Consider the following 25,809-nt stretch of genomic DNA (forward strand, 5'->3'; position numbering starts at 1 on the left):
CTCCTTTAGCGTACAACGTCTTGAAAGACGGTTAGTTCTTGTAGTGTATCTTCGTTTATTTCAATGCCGAGTCCGGGCTTTTCGTTTAAGCGAATGAATGGTACATCGTAATGTAAGTTTCCAATGTCTTTCGTGAATTTTAATGGTCCTGTTAGCTCTACGCTCGTAATGATTTTCTTTGAGAAAGCGACATGGAATCCTGCGGAAGAGGCAACAGATGATTCGACCATTGATCCCACTTGGCATTCAATGCCTGCCATTTCTGCTTGATGAGCGAGCTTTACAGCTGGATATATGCCGCCGCATTTCATTAGTTTTATATTTACTTTATCAGTAGCTTCTAATTTAATAATTTGGCGCATTTCACGAGAACTTTTTAATCCTTCATCAATCATAAGCGGGAGGTCTGTCTTAGAACGGATATGAGCCATGGCATCAATATCGTCCGCGATAACAGGTTGTTCAATCCAGTCAATGTTTAAATGTCCTAATGAACGCAGTGCTGTTAATGTGTTTGCGCTATTTTTCCAGCCTTGGTTTACATCAACGCGAATAGCAATGTCATTTCCTACACGTTCTCGTACAGCTTCAATACGTTTCACATCTTCGTTTACATTCGTACCAACTTTCATTTTGAAAGATTGGTAACCTTTTGGAATCATAGAAGCAGCTTCTTCAGCCATATCTTCAGGATCGGCAATACTTAAAACGTGAGTGACAGGGAATTCTTCATGATAGCGCCCGCCAATTAATTGATATACAGGTTGATTTAGTTTTTTGCCCATTATATCAAAACAAGCAATATCAATTGCGGCTTTCGCTGTTGGAACACCGTAAATTGTATTGTCCATCATGTCGTGTATTTTTTCGATATTCATTGGATTTTTCCCGATTAGAGCAGGGGTTAGCGTATGTTTTAAAGTATGGAAAGTACTTTCCCATGATTCACCTGTGACGTGATCATCAGCAACGCCTTCACCGTAACCGATAATACCTTCATCTGTTTCCATTTTGACGATAATAGAGGGCATATCAGAATAAGATCCATAACTAATAACAAACGGATTGCGAAGCGGTAAACGAATTGCGTAAAGATGAATAGCTGTAATTTTCATTGAATAGAAACCCCTTCCTGTTTACAATAGTTTTGTACATTTGATATAGTTGACGTTAAATAGTCGTTAATTAATGATAAGGAGTTAGAGAAAATGATGATAAAAATTGCAGTTGTCGGTTCAAAGGAGTTTATGGAGAACCTTTTTCCTATTGCTCAAAAATTAGAAGGAATAGAAATTGATCCATATATTTACCTTCATCCGACGGAATCTTCTGAACTATTAAAGTGTCTAAAGCCTTGTGATGTCATCTTTTTCTCAGGTGCTTTACCTTATTATATGGCAAAAGAAATAAGAGAACAATTAAGAATTCCAAGTACATACTTACAGCAAGACGAGACAACTGTCGCATCTTCAATTCTTTCTATCATGTATCATCAAAGTATTCAACCACATAACATTTCCATCGATTTAGTAGACCGCTCGTTTATTACAAATGTGTTCCATGATATTGGTATAAAAGAAAGCCCGCAAGTGTTGGATTATGAAAATATGCTGTGGAGTAAAGATGAGATAAATAGAGTTATCGATTTTCATGTAGCTAAATATCAATCTGGAGAAGCTCATTTAGCTTTAACTAGTATTCACGCTGTTTACGACGAGCTTCAAAAAATAGGTGTTCCTTCAGAGCGCATGATTGATCCAACACAATCCATTATACATGGTCTAAAAGATGCAAAAATAAAAGCTGAGTTAGCAAAAAGCTATTCAGCTACTGTTGGTGCTTGTATTATTTCTTCCTTAGAATTACGAGCGAGTTTGCTTGAAAAACTAGATGTCATTTCAAAAGAACTACGTGGTTCATTTAAACAAGTGGATGAAATGACATGCATTTTGTATACAACTCGTGGTGATATCGAATCAATTATTAAAACAAATGCGATAGATAACTTGTTTGCGAGCGTAGAAGGAACGATAGCTATTGGATTTGGTTATGGGAAAACCGTGAAAGAGGCGGAGCAAAATGCAAAAATTGCTCAAAGTTTTGCAAAGAATAATCCAATAGATCGTTGTTTTTATATACTAACAAGTGATAAAGATTTGTTTGGTCCGTTCCCGAAAGAACAGAGAGTACAAAGTTTGAAAAATGATAATCCGGAACTAATGAAAATAGCGAAGGAAACGAAGCTTAGTCCGGCCAACTTGTCAAAAATCATTCAATTTAGTCAATCGCATCCGTCATTGAAGTTTACAGCAGCTGACCTTTCTGAGTACTTACAAGTGACTCGAAGATCGACAGAAAGGTTGTTAAAGAAATTAGTTGATTACGGGTATGCTCATATTTGTGGCGAGGAAATGCCCTATCAACAAGGGCGACCTCGCGCACTATATGAACTGAATTTACCGCTATTTTTAAGCTTCTAGTTGAGCTTTTTGTTTCTTTAGTAATTCTGCTTTTTCAATGTCTGATAGTTTTACAATTGTGAAGCCTGTTATGCCATAAATGATTGAGATAATAGGTACGATGAAATTCAAAATAGCATAAGGGGCATATTCAAATGCACCTACGCCAAGTGTAGCGAGAATAAATACACCGCACGTATTCCAAGGAACGAAGACAGAAGTTAATGTTCCGCCATCTTCTAATGCTCTGGATAAGTTTTTTGAATGTAGTCCTTTTTCTGTGTATGCATTTGCGTACATTCTTGAAGGGACAACAATTGAAATATATTGTTCAGAGCAAGTAAGGTTTGTTGCAAAACAAGATGCGATAGTAGAAGCGATAAGCCCTTTTGCTGATTTCGCTAACTTTAAAATTTGATTTACAATTGAGCGAAGAATACCTGTATGTTCTAATACTCCTCCGAAAGTCATAGCGACAATTGTCATAGAGACTGTATTCATCATCGAATCTAAGCCACCGCGGTTAAATAGTTCGTCTACTAGCTTGTTTCCAGTGTCTATAACAAATCCAGCTTGGAGTGCACCGACAGATGCTGAGACAGAACCACCTTGAATAAAGACTTGTGATAAAAATCCTAAAATAATACCGACGAGAATCGCTGGTATAGCAGGGACCTTTTTTGCGACCAATACCATAACGACTACGGGTATAATGAGTAGGAAAGGTGAGATAACAAAGTTTTGTTGCAATACTTGTAACGTTTGATCGATGCTCTTCGCATCAATATTGTTAGCGCCGAAGCTTCTTCCTAAGAGAGCATAGACGATAAGAGTAATAATTAAACCTGGAACTGTAGTAAATAACATGTGACGAATGTGTGCGAATAAATCTGTATTTGTTAATCCTGCGGCTAAGTTAGTTGTGTCTGAAAGCGGTGACATTTTATCGCCAAAATAAGAGCCTGAAATAATGGCACCAGCAACCATTGGAGCTGGGATTCCCATACTTAGGCCAATTCCCATTCCAGCAACACCAATTGTCCCCATTGTAGACCAAGAGCTACCAATTGCTAATGCAACGATAGAACAAATGACGGTAATGGAAACTAAAAATAGTGATGGAGTTAAAAGTTTTAAACCGTAATAAATCATCGTTGCGACGATTCCACCGCCAATCCAAGCACCAATTGTTAAGCCAACAAGAATAATAATGACGATAGCAGGTAATGCAAGACGAATCCCTTTATACATTGCTTCTTCAAGATCATTCCATTTGTAACCGTAACGCCAAGCGACAATAGAAGCAACGGTTGTACCGATAATAAGTGGAACGTGAGGGGTTTGTTTTAATACAACAATTGTAACCATCATAACTGCAACGGTAATGATAATAGGGATAATCGCTATTCCAAAGGGTATTTCTTTTTTCATAAAGTTCCTCCTTGTTACGTATGTTTGTTTGTATTTTTAGAATTGTCGTAAAATAGACGTTTATTAGGTTATGATAACTAAAAGTTTATGTAAGCGTCAACATAAAAAACAGAAAATAAGGAATGTTCTAGTTGTTTGTTTAGTTTGTAATATAAGTGCAGAGTAAGGTTTTTAAGTATTTAAAAATAAATAATTGACTTTTTTCTTAAAATTCAATATGTTCATAAAAACATCTGTTTTTCATAAGTATAATTAACCCGAATCGTTTGTAATGTGGGAAGGAGACTGGAACGTTGAAAACATTAGAACTACAAGAGCGCTTAACGGAGATTTTTCAGCATTTACACGAAAACCCTGAAGTAAGTTGGAAAGAATATGAAACGACAGCGTATATTACTGACTTTTTAAAAGAAGAAGGAATTTCATATAGAACATTTGATGATTGTCCAGGTGTAATTGCTGAGATTGGAGGCGGGAATCCAGTTATTGCGATTCGTGCTGATATGGATGCACTTTGGCAAGAAGTAAATGGAGAATTTAAAGCGAACCATTCATGTGGCCATGATGCTCATATGACTATTGTAATGGGACTTATTTTACAATTGAAAAATATGAGATGGAAAAGTGGTACGGTTAGATTATTTTTCAGCCGGCAGAAGAGAAGGGTAATGGTGCTTTGAAGATGGTGGAGAAAGGTGCTGTAGATGATGCCGATTTCTTATTTGGTGTCCATCTAAGACCAATTGAAGAACTATCTTTGAAACAAGCAGCCTCATCTATTCGCCATGGAGCAGCAGGATTTTTAGAGGGTATGATTCATGGGGAGGATGCACACGGGGCAAGACCACACCAAGGTGTGAATGCGATTGATGTCATTTCCATGATTAATGTCGGTTTGAAAAATATTTGGCTGCCACCGCAAAGTTCTTATTCAGTAAAAATGACGAGATGCCAAGCTGGTGGTGATAATTTAAATATTATTCCGGGAAATGGTCATTTCAGTTTAGATGTAAGAGCAGAGAGTAATATACTATTAGAAGAATTAAAGAAAAAGATTGAGCATGTAATAGAATCAGCTGCATCGATGGGGTCGAAAACTTCATACGAATGGATGGATCTTGCACCAGGAGCAGAGGTTTCCGAAGAAGCAGAGCGCTTTATGCGTAAAGGTATTCTCGAAGTGTATGGGGAAGAGAGATGCACAGGGCCTCTCTATACGACAGGAAGCGATGATTTCCATTACTATACAGTGAAAAGACCACATTTAAAAGCTGTCATGCTTGGACTAGGAGCAGACCTACAACCTGGATTACACCATCCGTATATGAGATTTGATCATAGTTGTATTATGGATGGGGTAGAAATATTGAAACAAACTGTATTGAAAGTGTTAGAAGACAGGGGCTAAAGAGCTCCTGTTTTTTGTGGTGAATTGTCGGTAAATCGATATATTGAGAAAATCGTTGATATATTTGAAGTTATGATAGATATATTGAGAAAATCGTTGATATATTTGAAGTTACGATAGATATATTAAGAAAATCGTTAATATAATTTCACGTACCTATTAATTTGATGAAAAATGAGCCTCCAGTACATGGTGTATAATAATAAGTACCATTTTTTAATAGGAGAAAACGAATGAACGAACAATATTACGATGCAGTTTTACATATAAAAACAGTCGGTGAGCAAAAAGGGTTTAACAAGTCTATGCATTATCACCGCTACGAACCGACGCCGTATAGCGGGTTAGATGAGTTATTGAATCAATATGAAATACGAAGTAGCGACCGAATTGTAGACTTTGGGTGCGGAAAAGGGCGATTAAACTTTTATATGCATCATAAATGTGGGGCTTCAGCAGTTGGAATTGAAATGAATGAAGAATTTTATAAAGAAGCGATGGATAATCGAGATCGTTATGCACGAAAGGCACGAAACAGTAAGGGGAAAATTCAATTCCAATGTTGTTTAGCGCAGGAATATAAGATTGATCCACATGATAATAGGTTTTATTTCTTTAATCCGTTTTCTGTGCAAGTGTTTATGAATGTAGTAAATAACATTTTGCTTTCAGTAGAAAACACGGGGAGAGAAGTGGATATTATTTTATATTATCCTTCTGAGGACTATATTTTCTTCTTAGAAAATCAGACTGCGTTTGAGCTGAATAAAGAAGTAAGGTTGCCTGGGGCTTATGAGAAGAATGGGAATGAGAGGTTTTTAGTTTATACATTAGGGTAATAAAAAACAGGTGCCAAGGCACCTGTTTTTATTAGTTACGGATTAAGTAATCAAATGCACCTAAAGCTGCGTTTGCACCTGAACCCATAGAGATGATGATTTGTTTGTACGGATTATTTGTACAGTCACCTGCAGCAAACACTCCTGGTACGTTTGTAGCGCCGTGCTTGTCTGTTACGATTTCACCGCGAACGCGTTCAACTGTTTCGCCTAACCAGTCTGTGTTTGGCACAAGACCGATTTGTACGAATACACCTTGTAATTCAACGTGATGAACTTCTTCAGTTTCACGATCGATGTAAGAAATACCGTTTACTTTATCAGTACCAGTGATTTCTTTCGTTTGAACGTTTTTCAGAACAGTTACGTTTGGTAAGCTGTTAAGACGCTCTTGTAATACAGCATCAGCTTTTAATTCTGGCATGAATTCAAGAACAGTTACGTGCTTAACAATACCTGCTAAGTCGATAGCTGCTTCAATACCAGAGTTACCTCCGCCGATAACTGCTACGTCTTTTCCAGTGAATAATGGACCGTCACAGTGTGGGCAATATGCTACACCTTTATTTTTGAACTCAGCTTCACCTGGTACGCCAACATTACGCCAGCGAGCACCTGTAGAAACGATTACGCTCTTACTTTTCAGAATAGCGCCGTTTTCAAGTTCCACTTCAATAAGTTCTTTTTTCTCTAAACGTTTCGCACGTTGTAGATTCATTACATCGATGTCGTATTCTTTTACGTGCTCTTCAAGGCTTGCTACTAGCTTAGGACCTTCAGTCTTTTTTACGTCTGATGAAGTTCTCAATGCCCATAGTATCCATTACTTGACCACCGAAGCGCTCAGCAACGATACCAGTGCGGATGCCTTTACGTGCTGCGTAAATTGCTGCACTTGCACCAGCAGGGCCGCCACCAACAACAAGAACATCGTATGGATCTTTATCAGAAAGCTCTGATGCATCTGGACCGTTACCCATTTTAGCTAAAATTTCTTCAAGTGTCATACGACCGCTTCCGAAAGATTCGCCGTTTAGGTAAACAGTTGGTACTGCCATGATGTCTTTGCTTTCTACTTCCTCTTTGAATGCAGCGCCATCAATCATAGTATGTGTAATACCAGGGTTAAGAACGCTCATTACGTTAAGAGCTTGTACAACATCAGGACAGTTATGACAACTTAGGCTGATATAAGATTCAAAATGATATTCGCCTTGAATGTTTTTAATTTGATCGATTAATTTTTGTTCAACTTTTGGAGCGCGTCCACTTACTTGTAGTAAAGCTAACACTAATGATGTAAATTCGTGTCCTAATGGAATACCAGCGAATACGACACCAGTGTCTTCACCAGGGCGGTTTACGCTAAAGCTTGGTGTTCTCTCTAATTCAACTTTTTCTACTGTAATCTTAGATGACATAGTAGCTAATTCGTCTACTAGAGCTAACATATCTTTAGATACGTTATCGTCTCCTGCGCTTACCTTAAGTAAAATATCGTTCTCCATTAATTGAAGGTATTGGGATAGTTGTGTTTTTATATCTGCATCTAGTATCATTTTGATCGAACTCCTTAGATTTTGCCTACAAGGTCAAGGCTTGGTTTAAGTGTTGCAGAACCCTCTTGCCATTTAGCTGGGCAAACTTCACCTGGGTTGTTACGTACGTATTGAGCAGCTTTAATTTTGTTAACAAGAATGCTTGCGTCACGGCCGATACCGTCAGCATTGATTTCCATAGATTGGATAACGCCGTCTGGATCGATGATGAATGTACCACGAGCAGCAAGACCTTCTTCTTCCATTAAAACGTTGAAGTTTGTAGTGATTGTGCGAGTTGGGTCACCAATCATGATGTACTCGATTTTGCCGATAGTTTCTGAGCTATCATGCCATGCTTTGTGAGTGAAGTGAGTGTCTGTAGATACAGAGTATACTTCAACGCCTAAGTCTTTTAGAGTTGCGTATTGGTTTTGTAAGTCTTCAAGTTCAGTTGGGCAAACGAATGTGAAGTCAGCTGGGTAGAAACAAACTACACTCCATTTTCCTTTTAAACTTTCGTCAGTAACTTGGATAAATTCTCCATTATGGTAAGCATTAGCTTTAAACGGTTTTACTTCTGTGCCGATTAATAACATATTAAAATTCCTCCTAAATGTTGGTTTTGAGCATCAAAAAATAGTGTGCTCATAAAATATATTTTTTAATTAACTATAATAATTCTAATTCGATATTAATTATCATATAGAAGTGGTTATTTTGTCAAGAGAATAAACCAACTTTATACCGATTTAATTAATATTTATTCTCAATTAAGGCTAACAGGGAATGGAAAGGTAACTTTAAGTTTATAAATTTTCAATGATTGTTTGAAAGAGTAGTGTGTATGTTAGAGATATGGTGTAAGTGTAAATTCTTAGGAAGGAAATATTTCTTAGAAGTTATGTATTTGAAAAGGAACTGCTTATTTCTATTTTACAAAGAATTGTGCGATAAATAAAATAAAATGAATCGAAATCTTTTTGAACAATTTTTGTCATCTCAAATATATAATTAGGAAGTATATTACGCTGATAGTTAGAAATATTGACTCAAAGTGCTAACGAGATATAATAAAACCTAGATATACCTTTCAAAAAGAAGAATACATATTTATAGGATGAAAAAATTCAACCTATTATTTTTTATAGCTTTTAGAAAACGCTTACAATTGGTGTGGAGGGGAAACCATGTCTAAGTTCACAAAGTATTTTTTAATGGAAGCTAAAGATGTGATTGCATATGTGAAAGAGAAATTATCTAAGTTTGAACATGCAAAGGGGCTAAAGTGTAAAGAAATAGGTGATGGCAATTTAAATTATGTGTTCCGCGTTTGGGATGAAAAAGAGAACATCTCTGTCATCGTAAAGCAAGCTGGGGATACAGCTCGCATTTCAGATGAGTTTAAGTTGTCGACGAATCGTATTCGCATAGAATCAGATGTTTTGCAGTTAGAGGATGAGTTAGCACCTGGACTTGTTCCTAAGGTGTATTTATTTGATAGTGTGATGAACTGTTGCGTAATGGAAGATTTATCGGATCACACAATATTACGTACAGCACTTATAAATCATCAAATATTTCCGCAGCTTGCTGACGACTTAACTACTTTTATGGTAAATACACTTTTATTAACATCTGATGTTGTAATGAATCATAAAGAGAAGAAGGAACTTGTGAAGAATTATATAAATCCTGAATTATGTGAGATTACAGAGGACCTCGTATATTCAGAACCATTTACAAATCATAATAAGCGTAATGAGTTATTTCCTTTAAATGAGGGATGGATTAGGGAGCATATTTATAGTGATAAAGAGCTTCGTATGGAAGTAGCGAAACGTAAATTTTCTTTTATGACGAATGCACAGGCATTGCTTCATGGTGATTTACATACTGGTTCTGTTTTTGTAAGAGATGATTCTACAAAGGTTATTGATCCTGAGTTTGCTTTTTATGGACCTATGGGATATGACGTTGGGAATGTAATGGCGAATTTAATGTTTGCTTGGGTGAATGCAGATGCAACGATGCCACCTGGAGCTGAGAAAGATACGTATATGGATTGGTTACAAACTACGATGGTAGAGGTAATTGATTTATTTAAGAAGAAGTTTTTAGATGCTTGGGATATTCATGTGACCGAGATTATGGCGAAGGAAGAAGGCTTTAACGAAGTATATTTACAATCTGTATTAGAGGATACAGCTGCAGTGACAGGTCTTGAATTAATCCGCCGTATTGTTGGATTAGCGAAAGTAAAAGATATTACTTGTATTGAGAATGAGGAAGCACGTGCTAGAGCGGAGCGAATTTGTCTTAAAGTAGCGAAGAGTTTTATTTTACGAGCGAATCAATATAGAACAGGTACAAGTTTTGTAGAAACGTTAAAAGAACAGTCAATGCACTACGCGGAGTAAGGGGAGAATATGATGGAAGAGCAATTAATACCAATTCAGTGGAAAGATGATGCTTTAGTTTTGTTAGATCAAACGTTATTACCGAATGAAATTGTCTATGAATCATTTAAAACAGCTGAAAGTGTGTGGGATGCCATTCAAGTAATGAAAGTACGAGGTGCACCAGCGATTGGTGTTTCAGCAGCTTATGGAGTGTATTTAGGGGTAAAGGAATTTGCTGAAAGTACGGAAGAAGGATTTATGGATGAAGTAAGAAAGGTATGTACATACTTGGCGACATCAAGACCGACTGCAGTAAATTTATTTTGGGCACTTGAAAGAATGGAAAGTGTAGCGGCAGATAATATTCATTTATCAATCTCACAGTTGAAAGATAGATTACTAGAAGAGGCAAAAGAAATTCATAGAGAAGATGAAGAAATTAACCGTCAAATTGGAGAACATGCATTAACATTATTCCATGATGGAATGGGAGTATTAACACATTGTAATGCTGGTGCGTTAGCGACGACTAAGTATGGTACTGCGACGGCTCCAATGTACTTAGCAAAAGAAAAAGGATGGGACTTAAAAATCTTTTCGGATGAAACACGTCCAAGATTACAAGGGTCAACGTTAACGGCATTAGAACTACAGCGAGCGGGAATTGATGTTACTGTCATTACGGATAATATGGCAGCTATGGTCATGTCACAAGGGAAGATTGACGCTGTAATTGTTGGATGCGACCGTGTGGCAGCGAACGGTGATATAGCAAATAAAATTGGAACATTAGGCGTATCTATTTTAGCGAAATACTACAACATTCCGTTTTATGTAGCAGCGCCAACGCCGACAATCGACTTGAAAACACCGACAGGAAAAGAAATTCCCATCGAGGAAAGAGATGCTTTTGAAGTGATTAATCGCTTCGGACAATATTCTGCTCCGAAAGAAAGTAAAGTATATAATCCAGCATTTGATGTTACTCCACATGAAAATGTAACAGCGATTATTACAGAAAAAGGGATTGTAAAGGCACCGTTTACGGAGAATTTAAAAAAGCTATTTCAATAAATAGATAAATATAAAAGTCAGTCATCATAAGCTTCATACTTAGGGGGATGTATATGTTATTACAAAAAGAAAGAGAAGAAATTGTAGCGTATGGAAAGAAAATGATTTCTAGTGGTTTAACAAAGGGAACGGGCGGTAATATTAGTATCTTTAATCGTGAACAAGGTCTTGTTGCGATTAGCCCAAGTGGTTTAGAGTATTATGAAACAAAGCCTGAAGATGTGGTTATATTAAACTTAGATGGTGAAGTAGTAGAAGGAGAGAGAAAACCATCAAGTGAATTAGATATGCACCTTATTTACTATAGGAAGCGTGAAGATATAAATGCGCTTGTGCATACACATTCTCCTTACGCGAAGACGATTGCGTCATTAGGATGGGAGCTTCCGGCTGTGTCATATTTAATTGCTTTTGCAGGTCCGAATGTGCGCTGTGCACCGTATGAAACATTTGGTACGAAGCAATTAGCAGAGGCTGCTTTTGAAGGCATGATTGATCGCCGTGCTGTTTTACTTGCGAATCACGGTTTAATTGCAGGTGCAAATAATATAAAAATGGCATTTACTGTTGCGGAAGAAATTGAGTTTTGTGCACAAATTTATTATCAAACGAAAAGCATTGGGGAACCAAAGCTATTGCCAGAAGATGAGATGGAGAATTTGGCGAAGAAGTTTGAAGGATATGGGCAGCAGTAGAATGAAACAAAGACACCCTCAAGAAAAAATCTTGAGGGTGTCTTTTAAGCTTTTTTAAGCAACAAATACATAAAGTAAGGAGCCCCAATTAAAGCAACGACAATACCTGCTGGAATGCCATTAGGATCAACGATATTTCTTCCAATTGTATCTGCTAATAATAATAGCCATCCGCCGATTAAAAGGGCGATAGGCATGAAGATTTGATGTCTTGGACCTACTAAAGATTTCGCGATATGAGGAGCCATTAATCCGATAAAGCTAATTCCTCCTGTTACGGAAACAGCTGCAGCTGCAAGTGCAACGGCTGCAACTAATAAGTATCTGCGTTCTTTTTCAATTTCAATTCCAACGCCGATTGCGACTGGTTCGTTTAATGCTAAAATGTTTAATCGATTTGCTTTATAGAAAACGAACGGAATTAATACGATTAGCCATGGGAGCATTGCTAAAACGAATATCCAGTCATCTCCCCAAATATTTCCGGCAATCCATTTTGAAATAAAGTCTACTTTCATACGATCCGCGGATGAAATAAGGACAATCATCGTTCCAGATAGTGCAAATGCAAAACCGATACCGGTTAATGTTAATCGGATTGGTTGAAGTCCAGTTGATTTACTATATGAAAATACGTAAATTAGAACAGCTGTCAGAAATGCTCCGATAAATCCAACGACAGGTAGTAAGTAAAGAAATGAACCTACATCTATTGGAAAGTATAAAAAGAAAATAGCGACAGCAACACCGGCCCCAGAGTTGATTCCAAGAATACCAGGTTCAGCTAAATCATTTCGGGTAATTCCTTGCAGAATAGCCCCTGATAAAGCGAGAGCCATACCAGCTAATAATGTAATGACAATTCTAGGTAGCCTTAAAGAGTATAAAACGAAATCCTCTTTAAACGTCCCTTGCCCCATTAATGTTGGGAGTAGTCGATCATAAGATAAAGATGCTGAACCAAGTCCCATTCCAACTACAATGGTTGTGATGATTACTATAAGTAAAGCGAGTATAATAAGACGTTGTTTTCTTAGCATAGATTGCATCATGAGAATGTTTTTCCTCCTTTACGTACAATGAATAGGAAGAATGGTAATCCTACAATTGCGACAATAGCGGCAACTGGTGTTTCGTACGGAGCGTTAATAGTACGTCCGATTGTATCTGCAAGTAGCATAAAGGAGGCCCCAGCAATTGCTGACATCGGTATAACAAATCGGTAATCTGGACCGACAATTGGGCGTACCATGTGAGGTACCATTAAGCCGATAAATGCCATATTTCCAACAAGCGCTACAGATGCACCTGCAAGTAAGATAATAATGATAAATAAAATAGTTTTAATAACAATAATTTTTTGACCTAGTCCAATAGCCACTTCCTCACTGAAACTAAGAACTGTCAATTTTTTTGCTAGTAAGATAGCGATAAAGATACTAATTGAAATGACTGGAATAATAATTTTTAATTGGTTCCAAGTTGTTCCAATTACGCCACCAGCAGTCCAAAGTGATACCTCTTGTGAAATTTTAAAGTAAATGCCGATTCCTTCTGAAATTGCGAGTAGAAATGCTGAAACTGCAGCGCCCGCTAATACAATTCGAAGAGGAGAAAGGCCACCTTTTTTCACCATACCAATTCCAAATACCATAATTGCGCCAATTGCAGCACCGATAAAGCAAGCTAATGTTAAGTAAAGATAGCTGATGGAAGGGTTGAAGGCCAGCGTTAACGCAAGCGCAGCATTTGCTCCACCAGATAGCCCTAATAATCCAGGATCCGCAAGTGGATTTCGTGTTAATCCTTGCATAATTGCTCCAGAAACAGCAAGTCCAGCTCCTACAAAAATAGCAGCTACTTCACGTGGTAAACGAATTTCGCGAATAATAGATAGTTTGTCCCCTTTAGCGGAAGAAGTGAGTGCTAACCATACATCTTTTATTGAAGTATCTGCAGCCCCTAATACCATTGCCACCATAAAAATAAGAAAGAATGCAATTATGCTTAAAATAAGCTTGTATGTAAAAGCTATAGAACGTGGATTGTCGTGATCTTTTGTCATTCGTTTCACATCTTTTCTGTTCATAGAATAAAGGAAGAGGAATTCTTAATTTAAGAATTCCTCATGTTTGTATTATTTACCAAGAAAGCTTTTCTTGAAGAAGTCTAGTTGGAAGTCTAATGTAAGTGGATCATTGAAATAGAATTCCATCATGTTCGCTTCGTATACGCGATTATTTTTTACTGCTGGGATGTTTTTATATGATTCTGTCTCTTGGAATGAGTTATCAGTATCTTTGTTTTTACTTACGATTAAGTAATCACCAGCAAACTCAGGTAATACCTCAGTAGATAATGCGTAGTAACCTTCTTTTAATGCTTTTTCTTTTACTTTTTCAGGCATTTTTAATTTCATTTCTTGGTACAGAATTTCTGTTCCGCGGCCCCAGTTCTCGCCGTATACATAAAGCTGTTTGTTGAAGTTTTCTACAACAGAAACTGTAGCATCTTCACCGATTTTTGCTTTAATTTCTTTACCAGCTTCTTGTGCACGTTTCTTGAAGTCATCAACCCAAGTTTTTGCTTCTTTTTCTTTGTTTAATAATTTACCGATTTCTAAATGCTGTGTTAAGTAATCAACTTTTCCGTAAGTGTATGTTACAGTAGGCGCGATTTTCTTTAACTTATCGACATTTTTAATATTTGATAAACCGATGATTAAATCTGGATTTAGTTCAGCGATTTTTTCAACATTTTCATCTGATACTTCAGCAACATCTTTAAGTTTGCTATCAAAACGTGGGTTTTGTTTAGACCATGAATCTACCCCAACAAGATTTACTCCTAATGACATTACGTTACCAGCGAATGATGATAATACAACAACGCGTTTTGGATTTGCAGGAACCTCTACTTTTTTACCATCTTCAGATTGGTATGTAATTGTTTCTGATTTGCTACCTTTTGCATCGTCCTTTTTGTCTGTAGAGCTATTGCTACAAGCACTCATAACAAGAACGAAAAGAACTGTTAGTGAAATAAATAACTTTTTCATCGTCTTTCTCCTTTAACATAGATGATATGTGTATACAATAATTTGTTTAACTGTAATCTTTTTGAAATAGTAGTGGTAATGCAAAATAATTTATTAAAAATCTTGAATATGAGATTTTATAATATAGTAATAACCATATTAATGAAAGAAGATGTAATCTCAAATTTGCTAATTATTAACAAAATGATAATGATTATCACTATTGATTCTTTAAATAATATAATTTTATATAGGTGTATTGTCAATAGTAATTTTGATTGTAAATTTTGCGGAAACAGGTTATATTTTATTGAGAATGATAATCAATGATTAATAGCTGAGGAGTGAGCACGAATGAATCGAGAAGAATTGTTTGATGTAACCGTGATAGGCGGAGGACCTGCAGGGCTTTATTCAGCTTTTTATAGTGGACTCAGAGAAATGAAAACGAAAATAATAGAATTTCAACCACATTTAGGTGGAAAAATACATGTGTATCCGGAAAAGATGATTTGGGATGTAGGAGGACTATTACCAGTTACAGGTGATAAGTTAATTGAACAACTTGTACAGCAAGGGTTAACATTTAAGCCAGAAGTTGTATTAGATACAAAAGTAGAATCGATTATTCGTAATCAAGATGGTACTTTTACATTAAAAACAAGTACTGGCGAAGAACACTTTTCAAAAACAGTTATCGTCGCAACAGGAAGTGGTATATTGAAACCGCAAAAGTTATCTATTGAAGGTGCTGAGCGATTTGAAGTATCGAATTTAAATTATACAGTTAAATCTTTAAAGCGTTTCAAAGGTAAAACAGTTATTATTTCCGGTGGAGGCAATTCTGCTGTTGATTGGGCAAATGAATTGGAACCAATTGCGAAAAAAGTGTATGTAACGTATAGAAAAGAAGAATTATCTGGTCATGAAGCACAAGTAAAACAACTTATGAACAGCTCGGCGGAGTGTTTCTTTAATACATCGATTACAAAATTAATTGCTGGTGATAATCATGAAGCAATCGAATATGTAGAATTAACAAATCATGAAACAGGTGAGGTTTCTCATTTACCTATTGATGAAGTTATTATTAATCATGGATATGAACGCGACATTACATTATTAGAAAATAGTGAGTTAGACGTTGCAATTATAGATAATTATTATATTGCAGGTAATGCAAATAGTGAGTCTTCAGTAGATGGATTATATGCTGCTGGAGATATTTTAAAGCACGAAGGGAAACTACACTTAATTGCAGGTGCATTCCAAGATGCGGGAAATGCTGTGAATAAAGCAAAACAATTTATCCAACCAGATGCAAGTGAGTATGGAATGGTTTCTTCTCATAATGAAGTATTTAAGAAGAGAAATCGCGAACTGATTAAGCAGATGATGAAATAATAAGGAACAAGTATACCCCCACGTATTTCTCTATTCAAATGGATGAGAGATGTACGTGGGGGTTTTCCTGTTTACTATATTTTCTATCATTATAATGACACCGGTTTCATCAGTTCATATGATATGAACATTTTATTGGTAAAGCATCCTAGAAAACAATTTAGCTATGTTTTGCTTACGCAGAACATGGCTAAATTACGCTGTCCCTTTAGCGCGTTCATTAGGAAATGGCATATTTAGTATAGAAGCAATATACTGTTTTCCATGCATTCGAGCTAATGATTCTAATATTTGGCGAACACGTTTTGTAAGATGACCTTGTTTTTTGATGGCTTCACAATATGCGTCATAGAAGGCATATTTAGCCCAAAGGAAATCATCTTGTTGGAATAAGAAGTGATTTTTGTACCATTCACCAATTGTATGATAACAATTGTTTTCATGTATTGCTGTGCTTTGAGAAAGAAAACGATCAGATAAAGATACATTCAAATGAGAAATTGTGTTTTCTGTTTCAACTTGTAGTGTTTTTTCTAACATTGTAATGATGTGACGAGTAGCCATATGTTAACTCTCCTTTGTGTAAATGGGTAATACCATTCTATATTTAAAAAATTCTTACTATATAATACTATACAATATATGGAATGCATCTACCTGCTTTTTGAACTGCATTTACAAAATCTTTTTTATTTGTTTACAAAAATAAAGTAAGATACAGTATAGATGAAAAAATAATAAAGGAATGAACGCATTGTATATAACAGTAGAAGAGACTGCGGAGTATTTGAATTTATCAAAATCGTATATTGAAGAGTTAATTCAGCAAAAGAAAATTCGTGCGCTATTCGATGGAGAGCAATATTTAGTAAATAAAGAACAATTTAATACACATTTAGAACAAATGGAGAAATATAAGCAATTAGTGGAAGAAATATTGAACGAACCAATTCCAGAAGATATGGATGTTAAAGACGAAGATTAAACTATGGAAAATCCCTTATGAAGATATGCAGAAATGTATATTCATAAGGGATTTTTTGTTTGAAGATATCAAAAACATAAGGAGTTCTTAGCCTTTCTTCAAATTTTGATAGGTAGTAGTCTACCATGTTAAAAGCATATTTTTTTCTAGCTAGGACAAACATAGAGAACGTAACCTGTACAGATACATATACTATCAGTGCAAAAGCTTATAAATTAATGGAAGGGGTTTTCTCGTGAGTTTATTTCATTGTGATTTTCTGAAAGACTTAATTGGATCTTTTGTGAGAGTAAACAGGGGTGGTCCAGAATCTCAAAAAGGGACAATAGTCGCTGTATGTTCGGATTACTTTGTATTAAAGAATGAAAAAGGAGAGCTCTATTACTATCAGATTCGTCATCTGAAAAGTATTACAAAAAATGCGAAAGATTGTAAAGCAGATGATTGCAGATGGTTGGAATGTGAATGTGAAGATGACTTTGAAAAGTTACTTCAAAGCTTCAAATATTGCTGGGTGAAAATTAATCGTGGTGGCCCAGAGAAAGTTGAAGGTATTTTACAAGATGTTTCTTGTGAATTTGTGACACTAATTGTAAAAGAAGAAGTTATATTAGTTGCAGTATCTCATATTAAGAGTGTAACAGTACCTTGTAGAGAGAGCGAAGAAAGCGAAAGTGAAAGCGAAAGTGAAAGTAATAATTCAGGTCGAGCTCGCGCACAAAGACAGTCAAGAAGAGGAAGATAATAAGAAAGGAGGATATAAATTTGGAAAGTATATTATGCTGTGAACAAATTAAAGGCTTAGTCGGTGAGACTGTAAAAGTAAATCTTCGTGGACCAGAGAGTCGAGTGGGGGTACTTGTATCGTTAGGAAGAGATTACCTTACATTACAACTTCCTCTTGGTGAATTAGTATATTACCAATTGAAACATGTGAAAAGTCTAGTTAAGAAAGTGAAAGAAAGTAAATGTGGCGATGGCTATGTTTCATGTTTCTGCTCTGATGATGATACTTTTGTCGATGTATTACGTGACTTGAAGTATAAGTGGGTAAAGATTAATCGTGGCGGCCCAGAGTGTGTAGAAGGCTTGTTAAGTGAAGTGCATGAAGAATGTATTACGCTAGTAAATGGTGATGAAGTTATTTATATCATTAATTATCATATTAAGAGTGTGAGTCAAGTAGTGAAATGTAAAAAGAATGAAGATGAATAATGTTTAATAAATAAGAGGGGCATTATGAGGGAAAGAGAAGAACAATTTCTTATTTCGATAGTATGAAAAGGAATTACTTACTATTAAGACAGAACATTGCCCTGATTATTTTTTTGAAACGGAAGATAGGAAAGCTGAAATTCATAGGAAGGAGGATATAGATGAATGAGTTAAACAAAAGTATTGGGGAAAATATATATGTTAAATTAATCGGTGAAAAAAGGTTTAAAGGTATATTAATAGACGTAGGAAATGACATTATTGTTCTTTACAATGGACAAGACTATGTATATATATCTTTATATCATGTACAATACTATAAATTTTTAAGACCACACGACGAAGACATACTAAAACCAGATGTTGATTCTGTAATTAAGAGGGAATCGCCTTCAATTTCTTTGAGAAAAGTATTAAGTACTTCTAAAGGGATTTTTACAGAAGTTTATGTAGCAGGAAATGCTCCAATACATGGTTATGTTACAAGTGTGATGAACGACTATATTGTTTTTTATAGTCCGGTTTATAAAACGGTATATATATCTTTAAAGCATTTAAAATGGTTAATTCCGTATAAAGAAAACCAAGTACCGTATGCCCTCAATAAAAATGAACTCCCCGTAAATCCGTTAAATATTACATTAGCTAGAACATTTGAAGAACAGCTTATTAAAATGACTGGGAAAATTATGGTGTTTGATTTAGGTGAGGAGTCCAATAAAATTGGAAAAATGGCGAAAATTGATGAAGGTCATATTGAAATATCAAAAGCACGTGATGCAAAAATGTATGTGAATATTCAACATGTAAAATCCGTCCATTGTCCGTAGATTAGTTGGAAGGGCTGACTTTTTCTTTTATATGCAGAAGAAAAGGTCGAGCCTATTTGTTTTAGTTTAATTTGAAGATGAGGGGAAAAATGAATTGAATATAAACATAGTATAGTGTGATTTTTTAAAAGGTAACTTTGTACTAACTTATAAAAATTGTGTACGAGCTATCTTTTTATGTATTCAATTTATTTTTTGAGGAGGAGTTGCTCAACTAATTTATTAAAGGGGTTTTGTTCGTGGAGCAGTTTCCGAATTCGGTATCAATTACATTGCTTGGTAGTGCTGGTGGAGCAGCAAAAGCAGTTTTAGCAATTTTAAATCAAGCGATAGCAAATGAAAAAGATCCAATTTATGAAGTATTAAAGAATGCCAAATTTCATTTAGTGGATATAAAACAAAAAGATAGGACTTATTATGATGAGTTGTTTTCGAATTTGAAAGGTCAATTATATTTATATGAGATAAACCTTCAAAATGTTGTGGAATTTAAACAACATTTAAAAGAAAAAAGTACGAGTGTTGTGATTGATGTTTCAGGGGCAGATACAATTAGAGTATTAAGCTGCTGTAATGAATTAGGAATTTGTTATATTAATTCAGCCTTGGAAAATGAAGCAGTAGATCAGGACGACAGCTTAATCGGCTTTCAGCTTACGGAAAGATATACAAGGTTTGAGAAGGAGAAAGAGAAATTTACAAATACAAAAGCGATTATAGGTTCAGGTATGAATCCAGGTGTTGTTCAATGGATGGTTGTTGAGCTTATGAAGGAACGACCAAATGAAAGGCCAAGAGCATGTTATATTGTAGAACATGACACGTCGTTTTTGCATGATACAGCACTTATAAAGCCACATACACTTTATGCTTCATGGGCAGTAGAGCGATTTTTAGATGAAGCAATCTGGAGTTATCCGATGTATATGAGTCATCATCGTCCTCTTTACTTTTATGAAGATGTATATGCTTCAGAGTATAAAGTGAAGTTAGGAGAAAAAGAATTCTATGGTTGTTTAATGCCACATGAGGAAGTATTAATTTTAGGGAAAAACTTCAATATGGAAGTTGGTTTTCTTTACCGAATTAATGAGTATACAACAAATATAATTAGACAGAACTTAGATCAAGTAGAAGATTTATGGAACTGGAATCGTAAAGTGTTTAATCCAGCGGAAGAAGAGGTTGCTGGAGAGGACTTGGTTGGTGTGTTACTCGTTTATGAAAATAGTGAGACATATATGTATAATGTGATGAATAGTAGCCAAGTTTTTCGTAAATATAAAACGAATGCAACGTATTTTCAGGTAGGGTGCGGAATTTATGCGGGCTTGTCTAGTTTACTTTTAGATCAATTTGAACAAGGTGCTTATTACGTCGAGGAGTTGTTATTAAATACAGAAAGTAAGTACGGTGAGTATTTAAATTTATATATGAAGGATTTTGTAATAGGGCATAATAATTTTACTGATGGATTGTTACATGATAGGGTAAGGTGGATGTAAGTTGTTACTAAAAGGAAGGAGAGATCTCCTTCCTTTTAGTATTATAAGGTTAAATATTGCCCTGAAAGCAATTTCATACTTATACTTTAAGGAGATAACAATGAAAGTTTTTTGTATCGATCAAGGGGAGTTTTTATATGAACAAATACAAGAGCTTGATTTATGAAGAAAGAAGAGCCTTAAAGGTATTTATATTATTATTTTATATTATATTCTTTTTATATGACGCTATATATTATTTTGTATATCCTGCTATGAATATTAGTGGAACAGCGGTAGGGTGGCCAGAAGGTGGTCTTGGGATAGGTGTGCCTATATTTGTAATAGCATTATTTCCTATTTCTATATATCTTCAAAAAAGAGGGTATGTATATTCTGTAAAATATTTATTTTTATTTGGATACATGTTTATCAATCTTGTTAATAATTTAATGATTTATTTGCGAACGGATAGACCTTTTGAACATGGTAGTATGGTAGAAATGCTGTTAATTTTATTTGCCCCAGTTTTCGTGAATAGAAAATACTTTTATTTAGTTTCCTTTAGTGTAATTGGAAAGTACGTATTTTTCACATTGCTATTACAAGATTTAAAAGTGATAATTCCACTTGTTTTATGTGTATTTTATTTCATTATTTCACATTCTTTATTAAAACGATTTCAATCTTATGTAAGAACAGTGGTTGAAATGATGAACAATATGAAAGAGACGGAAAATTTAGCTGTGATTGGGACTATGTCTACAACAATTGCCCATGAAATTCGAAATCCACTAACAGCGTTAAAAGGGTTTACGCAAATGCAAAAAGAAAGAAATCCAACTGATACGATGAGCTACGACATTATGCTACAAGAAATTGAAAGGGTTAATGGATTTGTTAGTGAATTGATGTTGTTAGGGAAACCAAAGCCAACAAATTATGAAAGGTGTAATATACGAGACACCCTTCTATATGTTGTGCATCTAATGGAAAGTTATGCAACGCAATATAGAGTTAAATGTAATTTACAAGTAGATGGAAATCTACCGGCTATAAACGGTGATGATAAGCAATTAAAACAAGTGTTATTAAATATCATTAAAAATGGAATAGAATCAATGCCAGAGGGTGGAGAAATTCATATCCGTGCATATCAAAAAACGCAAGGACATTTGTGTATTTCTGTTGAAGACCAAGGATGTGGTATAGAGAATGAGAAGTTAGAAAAAATCGGCAAGGCGTTTTACACAACAAAGGAGAATGGTACAGGACTTGGATTAATGATTACATATAAAATTATTAAGGAACATCAAGGGAGTATCACGATCCAAAGTAGTCTAGGAGTAGGAACGAAAGTAGAAATTTTTCTGCCGACCGTTTAATGTATTTGAGAAAAGATTTTTCAGAAAAGTGTTCTTGTTGTGTAAATATAAACATTTTATAAAATGTTTCAAGAAGGGTTTTTTTTATAAAATACTTCGTTTATAATGGAGGAAAATATCGACATGAGATTGATTGCTCATGTAACGGTTCAGTAGTGTTATGAAAAGATAAGAAGGGGTGCACGCGCATCCTTTTTTCTATGCAGATATTATGAAAGAGGTGGTATGATGGAATTAACATTAAATTCGACTGTATGTTTACACACGATTCAATTTCGAAAAGAGCAAAAGAATTATACTGTAAAAGACACAATTACAGGAGAAAAGTATGAAATGCCGCCACTTTGGATTGATGCATTGGCAATGATGCGTGACGGTTTTTTATTGGGGGAAATTGAGGAGAAATTAAAAGAAGAGTATCCATCCGAAGAAGTGAATATGTTAGCATTCACGAAGCAACTGTTAGAACTAGAACTTGTTGAAATGGTAGATGGGGAAGAAATAGCTTGTACAAAGAAGAAAGAGAAGGATTATTTAGCTTGGTTACGTCCTCATGTTGAGCAATTCTTTCTTAATTTAAATAAAAAAAATAGAAGCAAAGGTCAATGATGATCTTTGCTTTTTTGTATAGTTTGTTTAAAAAATTACAGCAAATGCTCTTGCAAAAGCACCGTCGCTATCTTTAATTTTTAAAGGTGCTGCTGAGAAGAAGAAACGTTTCGTGTGAATGGCATCTAAGTTTGTTAAGTTTTCGATTAAATAAATATTATTCCCAAGTAGTATGTGATGAATTGGTGATGTTGCTGTCGTTACCTCATCAGGAGAAATAAAATCTAAACCGACAGATTTTACTTTTAATTGTACTAGTTCCTCGGCTAATTCTTCAGAAAGATAAAAAGCTTCTTTCTCATACGCCTCCGTGTTCCATTTAGTAGATAGATTGGAATGGAAAATAACAATATCTCCTTCTTTTATATCAGCATCGTGCAGTACTTCTTTAGGTAGTTTTCGTTCTTGTACATGAGTTACATCAATAAGAACAGCTTCACCTACAAATTGATCCAGCGGTAATTGATCGATGGTCGTTGCGCCTGAAATAAAATGCGCAGGAGCATCACAATGCGTGCCAACATGAACGACAGAATGAAAATCTGTAACTTGATAGCCTGATTCTTCAACACTTGTAACAGCTTCTAGTTGTATTTTAGGTGTTCCAGGAAATTGAGACATATTATTTTCAAATGTTTGCGATAAATCAATTACTTTCATTTTACATACCTCCAATATATGTTTTTCAAATAATAAAAAGCTCATCCTTCAGTATCAAGAAAGATGAGCTTTACATGCTAATTGAGTTTTATCTTCCAAAATGCAATGCATTTTGCAGGAATTAGCACCTATTCAGTTCGTATAAACTGAGGTTGCTGGGCTTCAAAGGGCCAGTCCCTCTGCCTCTCTTGATAAAGAAGTATTCAGTTTCGGAATCTTAATTTTCTGATAGTTAAATTGTAATTCATTTCCTTTTTATGTGCAATACAAAATAGGTATTCACCCAAATAAAGCCGCTCGCATATTGTAGCTTATGTAAATAGAATGCTGCGAAGGAGTGAGTGCAGTGACAGGAAATGTATTGAATTATTATGCTGGTGGTAATACAGCTAGGGGATTTCACAATTTATACGAAGAGAATTTAAAAGGATTAGACAGATTATTTATCTTAAAGGGTGGTCCAGGAACGGGAAAATCTTCTTTAATAAAGGCAATAGGTCGTGAATGGGTTGGAAAAGGATATGATATTGAATTTTTACATTGTTCTTCTGACAATAAATCGGTTGATGGTGTAATTATCCCACAATTAAAAGTAGGAATTGTTGATGGGACATCACCGCATGTTATTGAGCCAAAAATGCCAGGAGTTGTTGAAGAGTATATAAATTTAGGAATTGCTTGGGACTCAGATAAACTAAGAAAGCAGAAGTTAGAAATTGAAAGATTTGTTTCAGAAGCAAGCAAAGCTTTTCAGTCTGCTTACGCACGTTTTAAAGAGGCATTGGTTATACATGATGAGTGGGAGAAGATATATATTGATAATATAAATTTTAATAAAGCAAATGAACTAACCGATCAGCTAATCCAGAAATTATTTGCAGATAAAAGCGGGAGACAATCGCTTGTCAAACATCGTTTTTTAGGAGCTGCAACACCGAAAGGAGCAGTTGACTTTGTTCCTAATTTAACAGAAGGGTTACCACATCGTTATTTTATAAAAGGCCGCCCAGGCTCTGGAAAATCAACGATGCTCAAAAAGTTAGCTAAGGCAGCTGAAGAAAAAGGATTTGAAGTTGAAGTATATCATTGCGGATTTGACCCGCATAGTCTTGATATGGTTATCGTAAGAGAATTAGGCTTTGCAATTTTTGATAGCACCGCACCGCATGAATATTTTCCAAGTCGTGAGGGTGATGAAATTATTGATATGTATGCCCTTATTGTTACGCCAGGGACTGATGAGAAATATGCGAAGGAAATTCGTGATGTTTCCATTCAGTATAAAGCAAAAATGAATGAGGCAATGTCTTTCTTAGCGAAAGCAAAATCGGTTCGTGATAAATTAGAACGAATTTATATTGCTGCTATGGATTTTTCAATAGTAGATGCATATAAAGAGGAGATTCAAAAAGAGTTTGAACGAATTGCTGCTACTGTAATCGAAAAGCAACAATAGAAGTTTTATTAGGCTGTCAGTAATTTCTGACAGTTTTTTTAGTATGTAGTAAAATTAATAGTGTATTGTCGAATTTCCAAGGAAATAATCAAAAAATGGAGATGTTATGAAATGAGAGAGAAAATCGAGTTGGAGTTAGAAAGAATTGAAAAAGAGAATGATGTAAAAATTTTATTTGCGGTGGAATCAGGGAGTCGTGCTTGGGGATTTCCATCGAAAGATAGCGATTATGATGTTAGGTTTGTTTATATACATCCGGTAGAATGGTATTTATCAATTCATGACAAACGTGATGTAATTGAATATCCAATTAGTGATGATTTAGATATAAGTGGTTGGGATATTAAAAAGGCGTTGCAACTATTCGCGAAGTCGAACCCAGCTTTACTTGAGTGGATTCGATCACCAATTTTTTATTCGAAAAACTCTAATTTTCCAGAACTACTTCAACAGATGAGTGAGAAGAATTTTGATCCAAAAGCAACGATATATCATTATTTACATATGGCGTCGAAAAATTATCGTGAATTTTTGCAAGGTGAGAATGTAAAGCTGAAAAAGTACTTTTATGTATTACGTCCTATTTTAGCTTGTAAGTGGCTAGAAGAGAAAGCAACTTTACCACCTGTAGAATTTGATCGATTGATTACAGAATTACCATTAGAACGTAGTGTGTTAGATGAGATTGAAAAGTTGTTAATAAAGAAAAAAGCAGGTACTGAATTAGATGTTGGATTGAAAATTAAGGTGCTAAATCAATTTTTAGAAGAACAAATTCATTACTATGGGCAATATGTAAAAGGAATTGAAAAGGGATCAGGGATCGATATTGAAATTTTAAATACACTATTTCGAGACATGCTGTTTGGAGCATATGAAAAAGAGCACAAGTAAGTTT

At 35.2% G+C, this 25,809-nt stretch carries 23 protein-coding genes, 2 pseudogenes and 1 riboswitch; of the genes and pseudogenes, 16 read left to right on the forward strand and 9 right to left on the reverse strand.

The features are described 5' to 3' along the window. Window positions 1-5: 5 nt before the first annotated feature. Window positions 6-1,115: a mandelate racemase/muconate lactonizing enzyme family protein gene (locus tag HMPREF1014_RS24920; RefSeq protein WP_000704488.1), complete on the reverse strand. Its 1,110-nt coding sequence runs from the start codon at window positions 1,113-1,115 to the stop codon at window positions 6-8. 93 nt (window positions 1,116-1,208) lie between these two features. On the opposite strand from HMPREF1014_RS24920, the gene HMPREF1014_RS24925 reads away from it, so the two are divergent. Beyond that, window positions 1,209-2,480, forward strand: a complete 1,272-nt coding sequence (locus HMPREF1014_RS24925) for a hypothetical protein (protein WP_000972818.1) — start codon at window positions 1,209-1,211, stop codon at window positions 2,478-2,480. Here the strand turns inward: HMPREF1014_RS24925 and nhaC are convergent. Then, window positions 2,469-3,890, reverse strand: a complete 1,422-nt coding sequence (gene nhaC / locus HMPREF1014_RS24930; RefSeq protein WP_000711520.1) for a Na+/H+ antiporter NhaC — start codon at window positions 3,888-3,890, stop codon at window positions 2,469-2,471. The two genes, HMPREF1014_RS24925 and nhaC, sit on opposite strands and share 12 nt — an antisense overlap. A gap of 293 nt (window positions 3,891-4,183) precedes the next feature. Between nhaC and HMPREF1014_RS24935 the strand changes: the two are divergent. Both HMPREF1014_RS24935 and HMPREF1014_RS24940 read left to right on the forward strand, forming a co-directional pair. Continuing rightward, window positions 4,184-5,298 (forward strand): annotated as a pseudogene (locus tag HMPREF1014_RS24935) (M20 peptidase aminoacylase family protein). 233 nt (window positions 5,299-5,531) lie between these two features. Then, window positions 5,532-6,137 carry an SAM-dependent methyltransferase gene (locus HMPREF1014_RS24940; RefSeq protein ID WP_001005632.1) on the forward strand — a complete coding sequence of 202 codons (606 nt, stop codon included), beginning with the start codon at window positions 5,532-5,534 and terminating at the stop codon, window positions 6,135-6,137. Between the two features lie 31 nt (window positions 6,138-6,168). On the opposite strand, the pseudogene ahpF reads toward HMPREF1014_RS24940, so the two are convergent. Together ahpF and ahpC are read right to left on the reverse strand one after the other, a co-directional pair. After that, a pseudogene (gene ahpF, locus HMPREF1014_RS24945) lies at window positions 6,169-7,696 on the reverse strand (alkyl hydroperoxide reductase subunit F). 14 nt (window positions 7,697-7,710) lie between these two features. Further along, on the reverse strand, window positions 7,711-8,274 hold the full coding sequence (gene ahpC, locus HMPREF1014_RS24950) for an alkyl hydroperoxide reductase subunit C (RefSeq protein ID WP_000924420.1): 564 nt from the start codon (window positions 8,272-8,274) through the stop codon (window positions 7,711-7,713). A 591-nt stretch (window positions 8,275-8,865) separates the two neighbouring features. Between ahpC and mtnK the strand changes: the two genes are divergently transcribed. Genes mtnK through HMPREF1014_RS24965 form a run of 3 tightly spaced genes read left to right on the forward strand, consistent with a single transcriptional unit; the run spans window position 8,866 to window position 11,846 of the window. Continuing rightward, window positions 8,866-10,095, forward strand: a complete 1,230-nt coding sequence (gene mtnK, locus HMPREF1014_RS24955; protein WP_000033217.1) for an S-methyl-5-thioribose kinase — start codon at window positions 8,866-8,868, stop codon at window positions 10,093-10,095. Between the two features lie 9 nt (window positions 10,096-10,104). Further along, window positions 10,105-11,151: an S-methyl-5-thioribose-1-phosphate isomerase gene (mtnA, locus tag HMPREF1014_RS24960; protein ID WP_025966258.1), complete on the forward strand. Its 1,047-nt coding sequence runs from the start codon at window positions 10,105-10,107 to the stop codon at window positions 11,149-11,151. Window positions 11,152-11,204: 53 nt separating this feature from the next. After that, complete coding sequence (locus tag HMPREF1014_RS24965) at window positions 11,205-11,846, forward strand: L-fuculose-phosphate aldolase (protein ID WP_000926557.1); 642 nt, start codon at window positions 11,205-11,207, stop codon at window positions 11,844-11,846. 44 nt (window positions 11,847-11,890) lie between these two features. Here the strand turns inward: HMPREF1014_RS24965 and HMPREF1014_RS24970 are convergent, their stop codons facing one another. Genes HMPREF1014_RS24970 through HMPREF1014_RS24980 form a run of 3 tightly spaced genes read right to left on the reverse strand, consistent with a single transcriptional unit; the run spans window position 11,891 to window position 14,904 of the window. Then, window positions 11,891-12,898, reverse strand: a complete 1,008-nt coding sequence (locus HMPREF1014_RS24970) for a FecCD family ABC transporter permease (RefSeq protein ID WP_000983770.1) — start codon at window positions 12,896-12,898, stop codon at window positions 11,891-11,893. Further along, a complete protein-coding gene (locus HMPREF1014_RS24975) occupies window positions 12,895-13,935 on the reverse strand; it encodes a FecCD family ABC transporter permease (RefSeq protein ID WP_002023144.1) in 1,041 nt (346 codons plus the stop codon). Before HMPREF1014_RS24975 ends, HMPREF1014_RS24970 begins: the two co-directional genes overlap by 4 nt. A 48-nt stretch (window positions 13,936-13,983) precedes the next feature. After that, complete coding sequence (locus HMPREF1014_RS24980; RefSeq protein WP_000732591.1) at window positions 13,984-14,904, reverse strand: iron-hydroxamate ABC transporter substrate-binding protein; 921 nt, start codon at window positions 14,902-14,904, stop codon at window positions 13,984-13,986. Between the two features lie 333 nt (window positions 14,905-15,237). Here HMPREF1014_RS24980 and HMPREF1014_RS24990 point away from each other — a divergent pair, with 333 nt between their 5' ends. After that, window positions 15,238-16,287 (forward strand): NAD(P)/FAD-dependent oxidoreductase, encoded by a 1,050-nt coding sequence (locus tag HMPREF1014_RS24990; RefSeq protein WP_001078268.1) that lies wholly within the window; start codon window positions 15,238-15,240, stop codon window positions 16,285-16,287. 195 nt (window positions 16,288-16,482) lie between these two features. Here HMPREF1014_RS24990 and HMPREF1014_RS25000 read toward each other — a convergent pair whose 3' ends face one another. Then, complete coding sequence (locus HMPREF1014_RS25000; RefSeq protein WP_000235475.1) at window positions 16,483-16,851, reverse strand: hypothetical protein; 369 nt, start codon at window positions 16,849-16,851, stop codon at window positions 16,483-16,485. A gap of 181 nt (window positions 16,852-17,032) precedes the next feature. Here HMPREF1014_RS25000 and HMPREF1014_RS25005 point away from each other — a divergent pair, with 181 nt between their 5' ends. The 7 genes from HMPREF1014_RS25005 (at window position 17,033) to HMPREF1014_RS25035 (ending at window position 22,795) form a co-directional block, all read left to right on the forward strand. Beyond that, window positions 17,033-17,272, forward strand: a complete 240-nt coding sequence (locus HMPREF1014_RS25005; protein WP_002004306.1) for a helix-turn-helix domain-containing protein — start codon at window positions 17,033-17,035, stop codon at window positions 17,270-17,272. 235 nt (window positions 17,273-17,507) lie between these two features. Continuing rightward, window positions 17,508-18,017, forward strand: coding sequence for a hypothetical protein (locus tag HMPREF1014_RS25010; RefSeq protein ID WP_000051534.1), 510 nt, complete (start codon window positions 17,508-17,510; stop codon window positions 18,015-18,017). A gap of 20 nt (window positions 18,018-18,037) precedes the next feature. After that, window positions 18,038-18,487: a hypothetical protein gene (locus HMPREF1014_RS25015; RefSeq protein ID WP_000443836.1), complete on the forward strand. Its 450-nt coding sequence runs from the start codon at window positions 18,038-18,040 to the stop codon at window positions 18,485-18,487. A 161-nt stretch (window positions 18,488-18,648) separates the two neighbouring features. Further along, complete coding sequence (locus tag HMPREF1014_RS25020) at window positions 18,649-19,317, forward strand: YwrJ family protein (protein WP_001004268.1); 669 nt, start codon at window positions 18,649-18,651, stop codon at window positions 19,315-19,317. 239 nt (window positions 19,318-19,556) lie between these two features. Further along, on the forward strand, window positions 19,557-20,822 hold the full coding sequence (locus tag HMPREF1014_RS25025; protein ID WP_000434756.1) for a hypothetical protein: 1,266 nt from the start codon (window positions 19,557-19,559) through the stop codon (window positions 20,820-20,822). A 137-nt stretch (window positions 20,823-20,959) separates the two neighbouring features. Then, the gene (locus HMPREF1014_RS25030; protein ID WP_001046094.1) at window positions 20,960-22,186 is read left to right on the forward strand and encodes an ATP-binding protein; all 1,227 of its coding nucleotides are present in this window, start codon (window positions 20,960-20,962) and stop codon (window positions 22,184-22,186) included. A 228-nt stretch (window positions 22,187-22,414) separates the two neighbouring features. Further along, on the forward strand, window positions 22,415-22,795 hold the full coding sequence (locus HMPREF1014_RS25035) for a hypothetical protein (RefSeq protein WP_000424119.1): 381 nt from the start codon (window positions 22,415-22,417) through the stop codon (window positions 22,793-22,795). 27 nt (window positions 22,796-22,822) lie between these two features. Here the strand turns inward: HMPREF1014_RS25035 and HMPREF1014_RS25040 are convergent, their stop codons facing one another. Further along, window positions 22,823-23,455: a cyclase family protein gene (locus HMPREF1014_RS25040; protein ID WP_000862982.1), complete on the reverse strand. Its 633-nt coding sequence runs from the start codon at window positions 23,453-23,455 to the stop codon at window positions 22,823-22,825. Window positions 23,456-23,540: 85 nt separating this feature from the next. Beyond that, window positions 23,541-23,653: riboswitch (SAM riboswitch) on the reverse strand. Window positions 23,654-23,801: 148 nt separating this feature from the next. On the opposite strand from HMPREF1014_RS25040, the gene HMPREF1014_RS25045 reads away from it, so the two are divergent. Both HMPREF1014_RS25045 and HMPREF1014_RS25050 read left to right on the forward strand, forming a co-directional pair. After that, on the forward strand, window positions 23,802-24,911 hold the full coding sequence (locus tag HMPREF1014_RS25045) for a PRK06851 family protein (protein WP_000147488.1): 1,110 nt from the start codon (window positions 23,802-23,804) through the stop codon (window positions 24,909-24,911). A gap of 111 nt (window positions 24,912-25,022) precedes the next feature. Then, window positions 25,023-25,805: a nucleotidyltransferase domain-containing protein gene (locus HMPREF1014_RS25050; RefSeq protein WP_001208233.1), complete on the forward strand. Its 783-nt coding sequence runs from the start codon at window positions 25,023-25,025 to the stop codon at window positions 25,803-25,805. Window positions 25,806-25,809: the final 4 nt, after the last annotated feature.

The organism is Bacillus sp. 7_6_55CFAA_CT2 (assembly GCF_000238655.1).
Classification (GTDB): Bacteria; Bacillota; Bacilli; order Bacillales; family Bacillaceae_G; genus Bacillus_A; species Bacillus_A cereus.

Bases quoted from the DNA above. Each gene is read 5' to 3' on its own strand.
- HMPREF1014_RS24920 (WP_000704488.1), bottom strand. From the start codon at position 1,115: ATGAAAATTACAGCTATTCATCTTTACGCAATTCGTTTACCGCTTCGC.
- HMPREF1014_RS24925 (WP_000972818.1), top strand. From the start codon at position 1,209: ATGATGATAAAAATTGCAGTTGTCGGTTCAAAGGAGTTTATGGAGAAC.
- nhaC (WP_000711520.1), bottom strand. From the start codon at position 3,890: ATGAAAAAAGAAATACCCTTTGGAATAGCGATTATCCCTATTATCATT.
- HMPREF1014_RS24940 (WP_001005632.1), top strand. From the start codon at position 5,532: ATGAACGAACAATATTACGATGCAGTTTTACATATAAAAACAGTCGGT.
- ahpC (WP_000924420.1), bottom strand. From the start codon at position 8,274: ATGTTATTAATCGGCACAGAAGTAAAACCGTTTAAAGCTAATGCTTAC.
- mtnK (WP_000033217.1), top strand. From the start codon at position 8,866: ATGTCTAAGTTCACAAAGTATTTTTTAATGGAAGCTAAAGATGTGATT.
- mtnA (WP_025966258.1), top strand. From the start codon at position 10,105: ATGATGGAAGAGCAATTAATACCAATTCAGTGGAAAGATGATGCTTTA.
- HMPREF1014_RS24965 (WP_000926557.1), top strand. From the start codon at position 11,205: ATGTTATTACAAAAAGAAAGAGAAGAAATTGTAGCGTATGGAAAGAAA.
- HMPREF1014_RS24970 (WP_000983770.1), bottom strand. From the start codon at position 12,898: ATGATGCAATCTATGCTAAGAAAACAACGTCTTATTATACTCGCTTTA.
- HMPREF1014_RS24975 (WP_002023144.1), bottom strand. From the start codon at position 13,935: ATGAACAGAAAAGATGTGAAACGAATGACAAAAGATCACGACAATCCA.
- HMPREF1014_RS24980 (WP_000732591.1), bottom strand. From the start codon at position 14,904: ATGAAAAAGTTATTTATTTCACTAACAGTTCTTTTCGTTCTTGTTATG.
- HMPREF1014_RS24990 (WP_001078268.1), top strand. From the start codon at position 15,238: ATGAATCGAGAAGAATTGTTTGATGTAACCGTGATAGGCGGAGGACCT.
- HMPREF1014_RS25000 (WP_000235475.1), bottom strand. From the start codon at position 16,851: ATGGCTACTCGTCACATCATTACAATGTTAGAAAAAACACTACAAGTT.
- HMPREF1014_RS25005 (WP_002004306.1), top strand. From the start codon at position 17,033: ATGAACGCATTGTATATAACAGTAGAAGAGACTGCGGAGTATTTGAAT.
- HMPREF1014_RS25020 (WP_001004268.1), top strand. From the start codon at position 18,649: ATGAATGAGTTAAACAAAAGTATTGGGGAAAATATATATGTTAAATTA.
- HMPREF1014_RS25030 (WP_001046094.1), top strand. From the start codon at position 20,960: ATGAACAAATACAAGAGCTTGATTTATGAAGAAAGAAGAGCCTTAAAG.
- HMPREF1014_RS25035 (WP_000424119.1), top strand. From the start codon at position 22,415: ATGGAATTAACATTAAATTCGACTGTATGTTTACACACGATTCAATTT.
- HMPREF1014_RS25040 (WP_000862982.1), bottom strand. From the start codon at position 23,455: ATGAAAGTAATTGATTTATCGCAAACATTTGAAAATAATATGTCTCAA.
- HMPREF1014_RS25050 (WP_001208233.1), top strand. From the start codon at position 25,023: ATGAGAGAGAAAATCGAGTTGGAGTTAGAAAGAATTGAAAAAGAGAAT.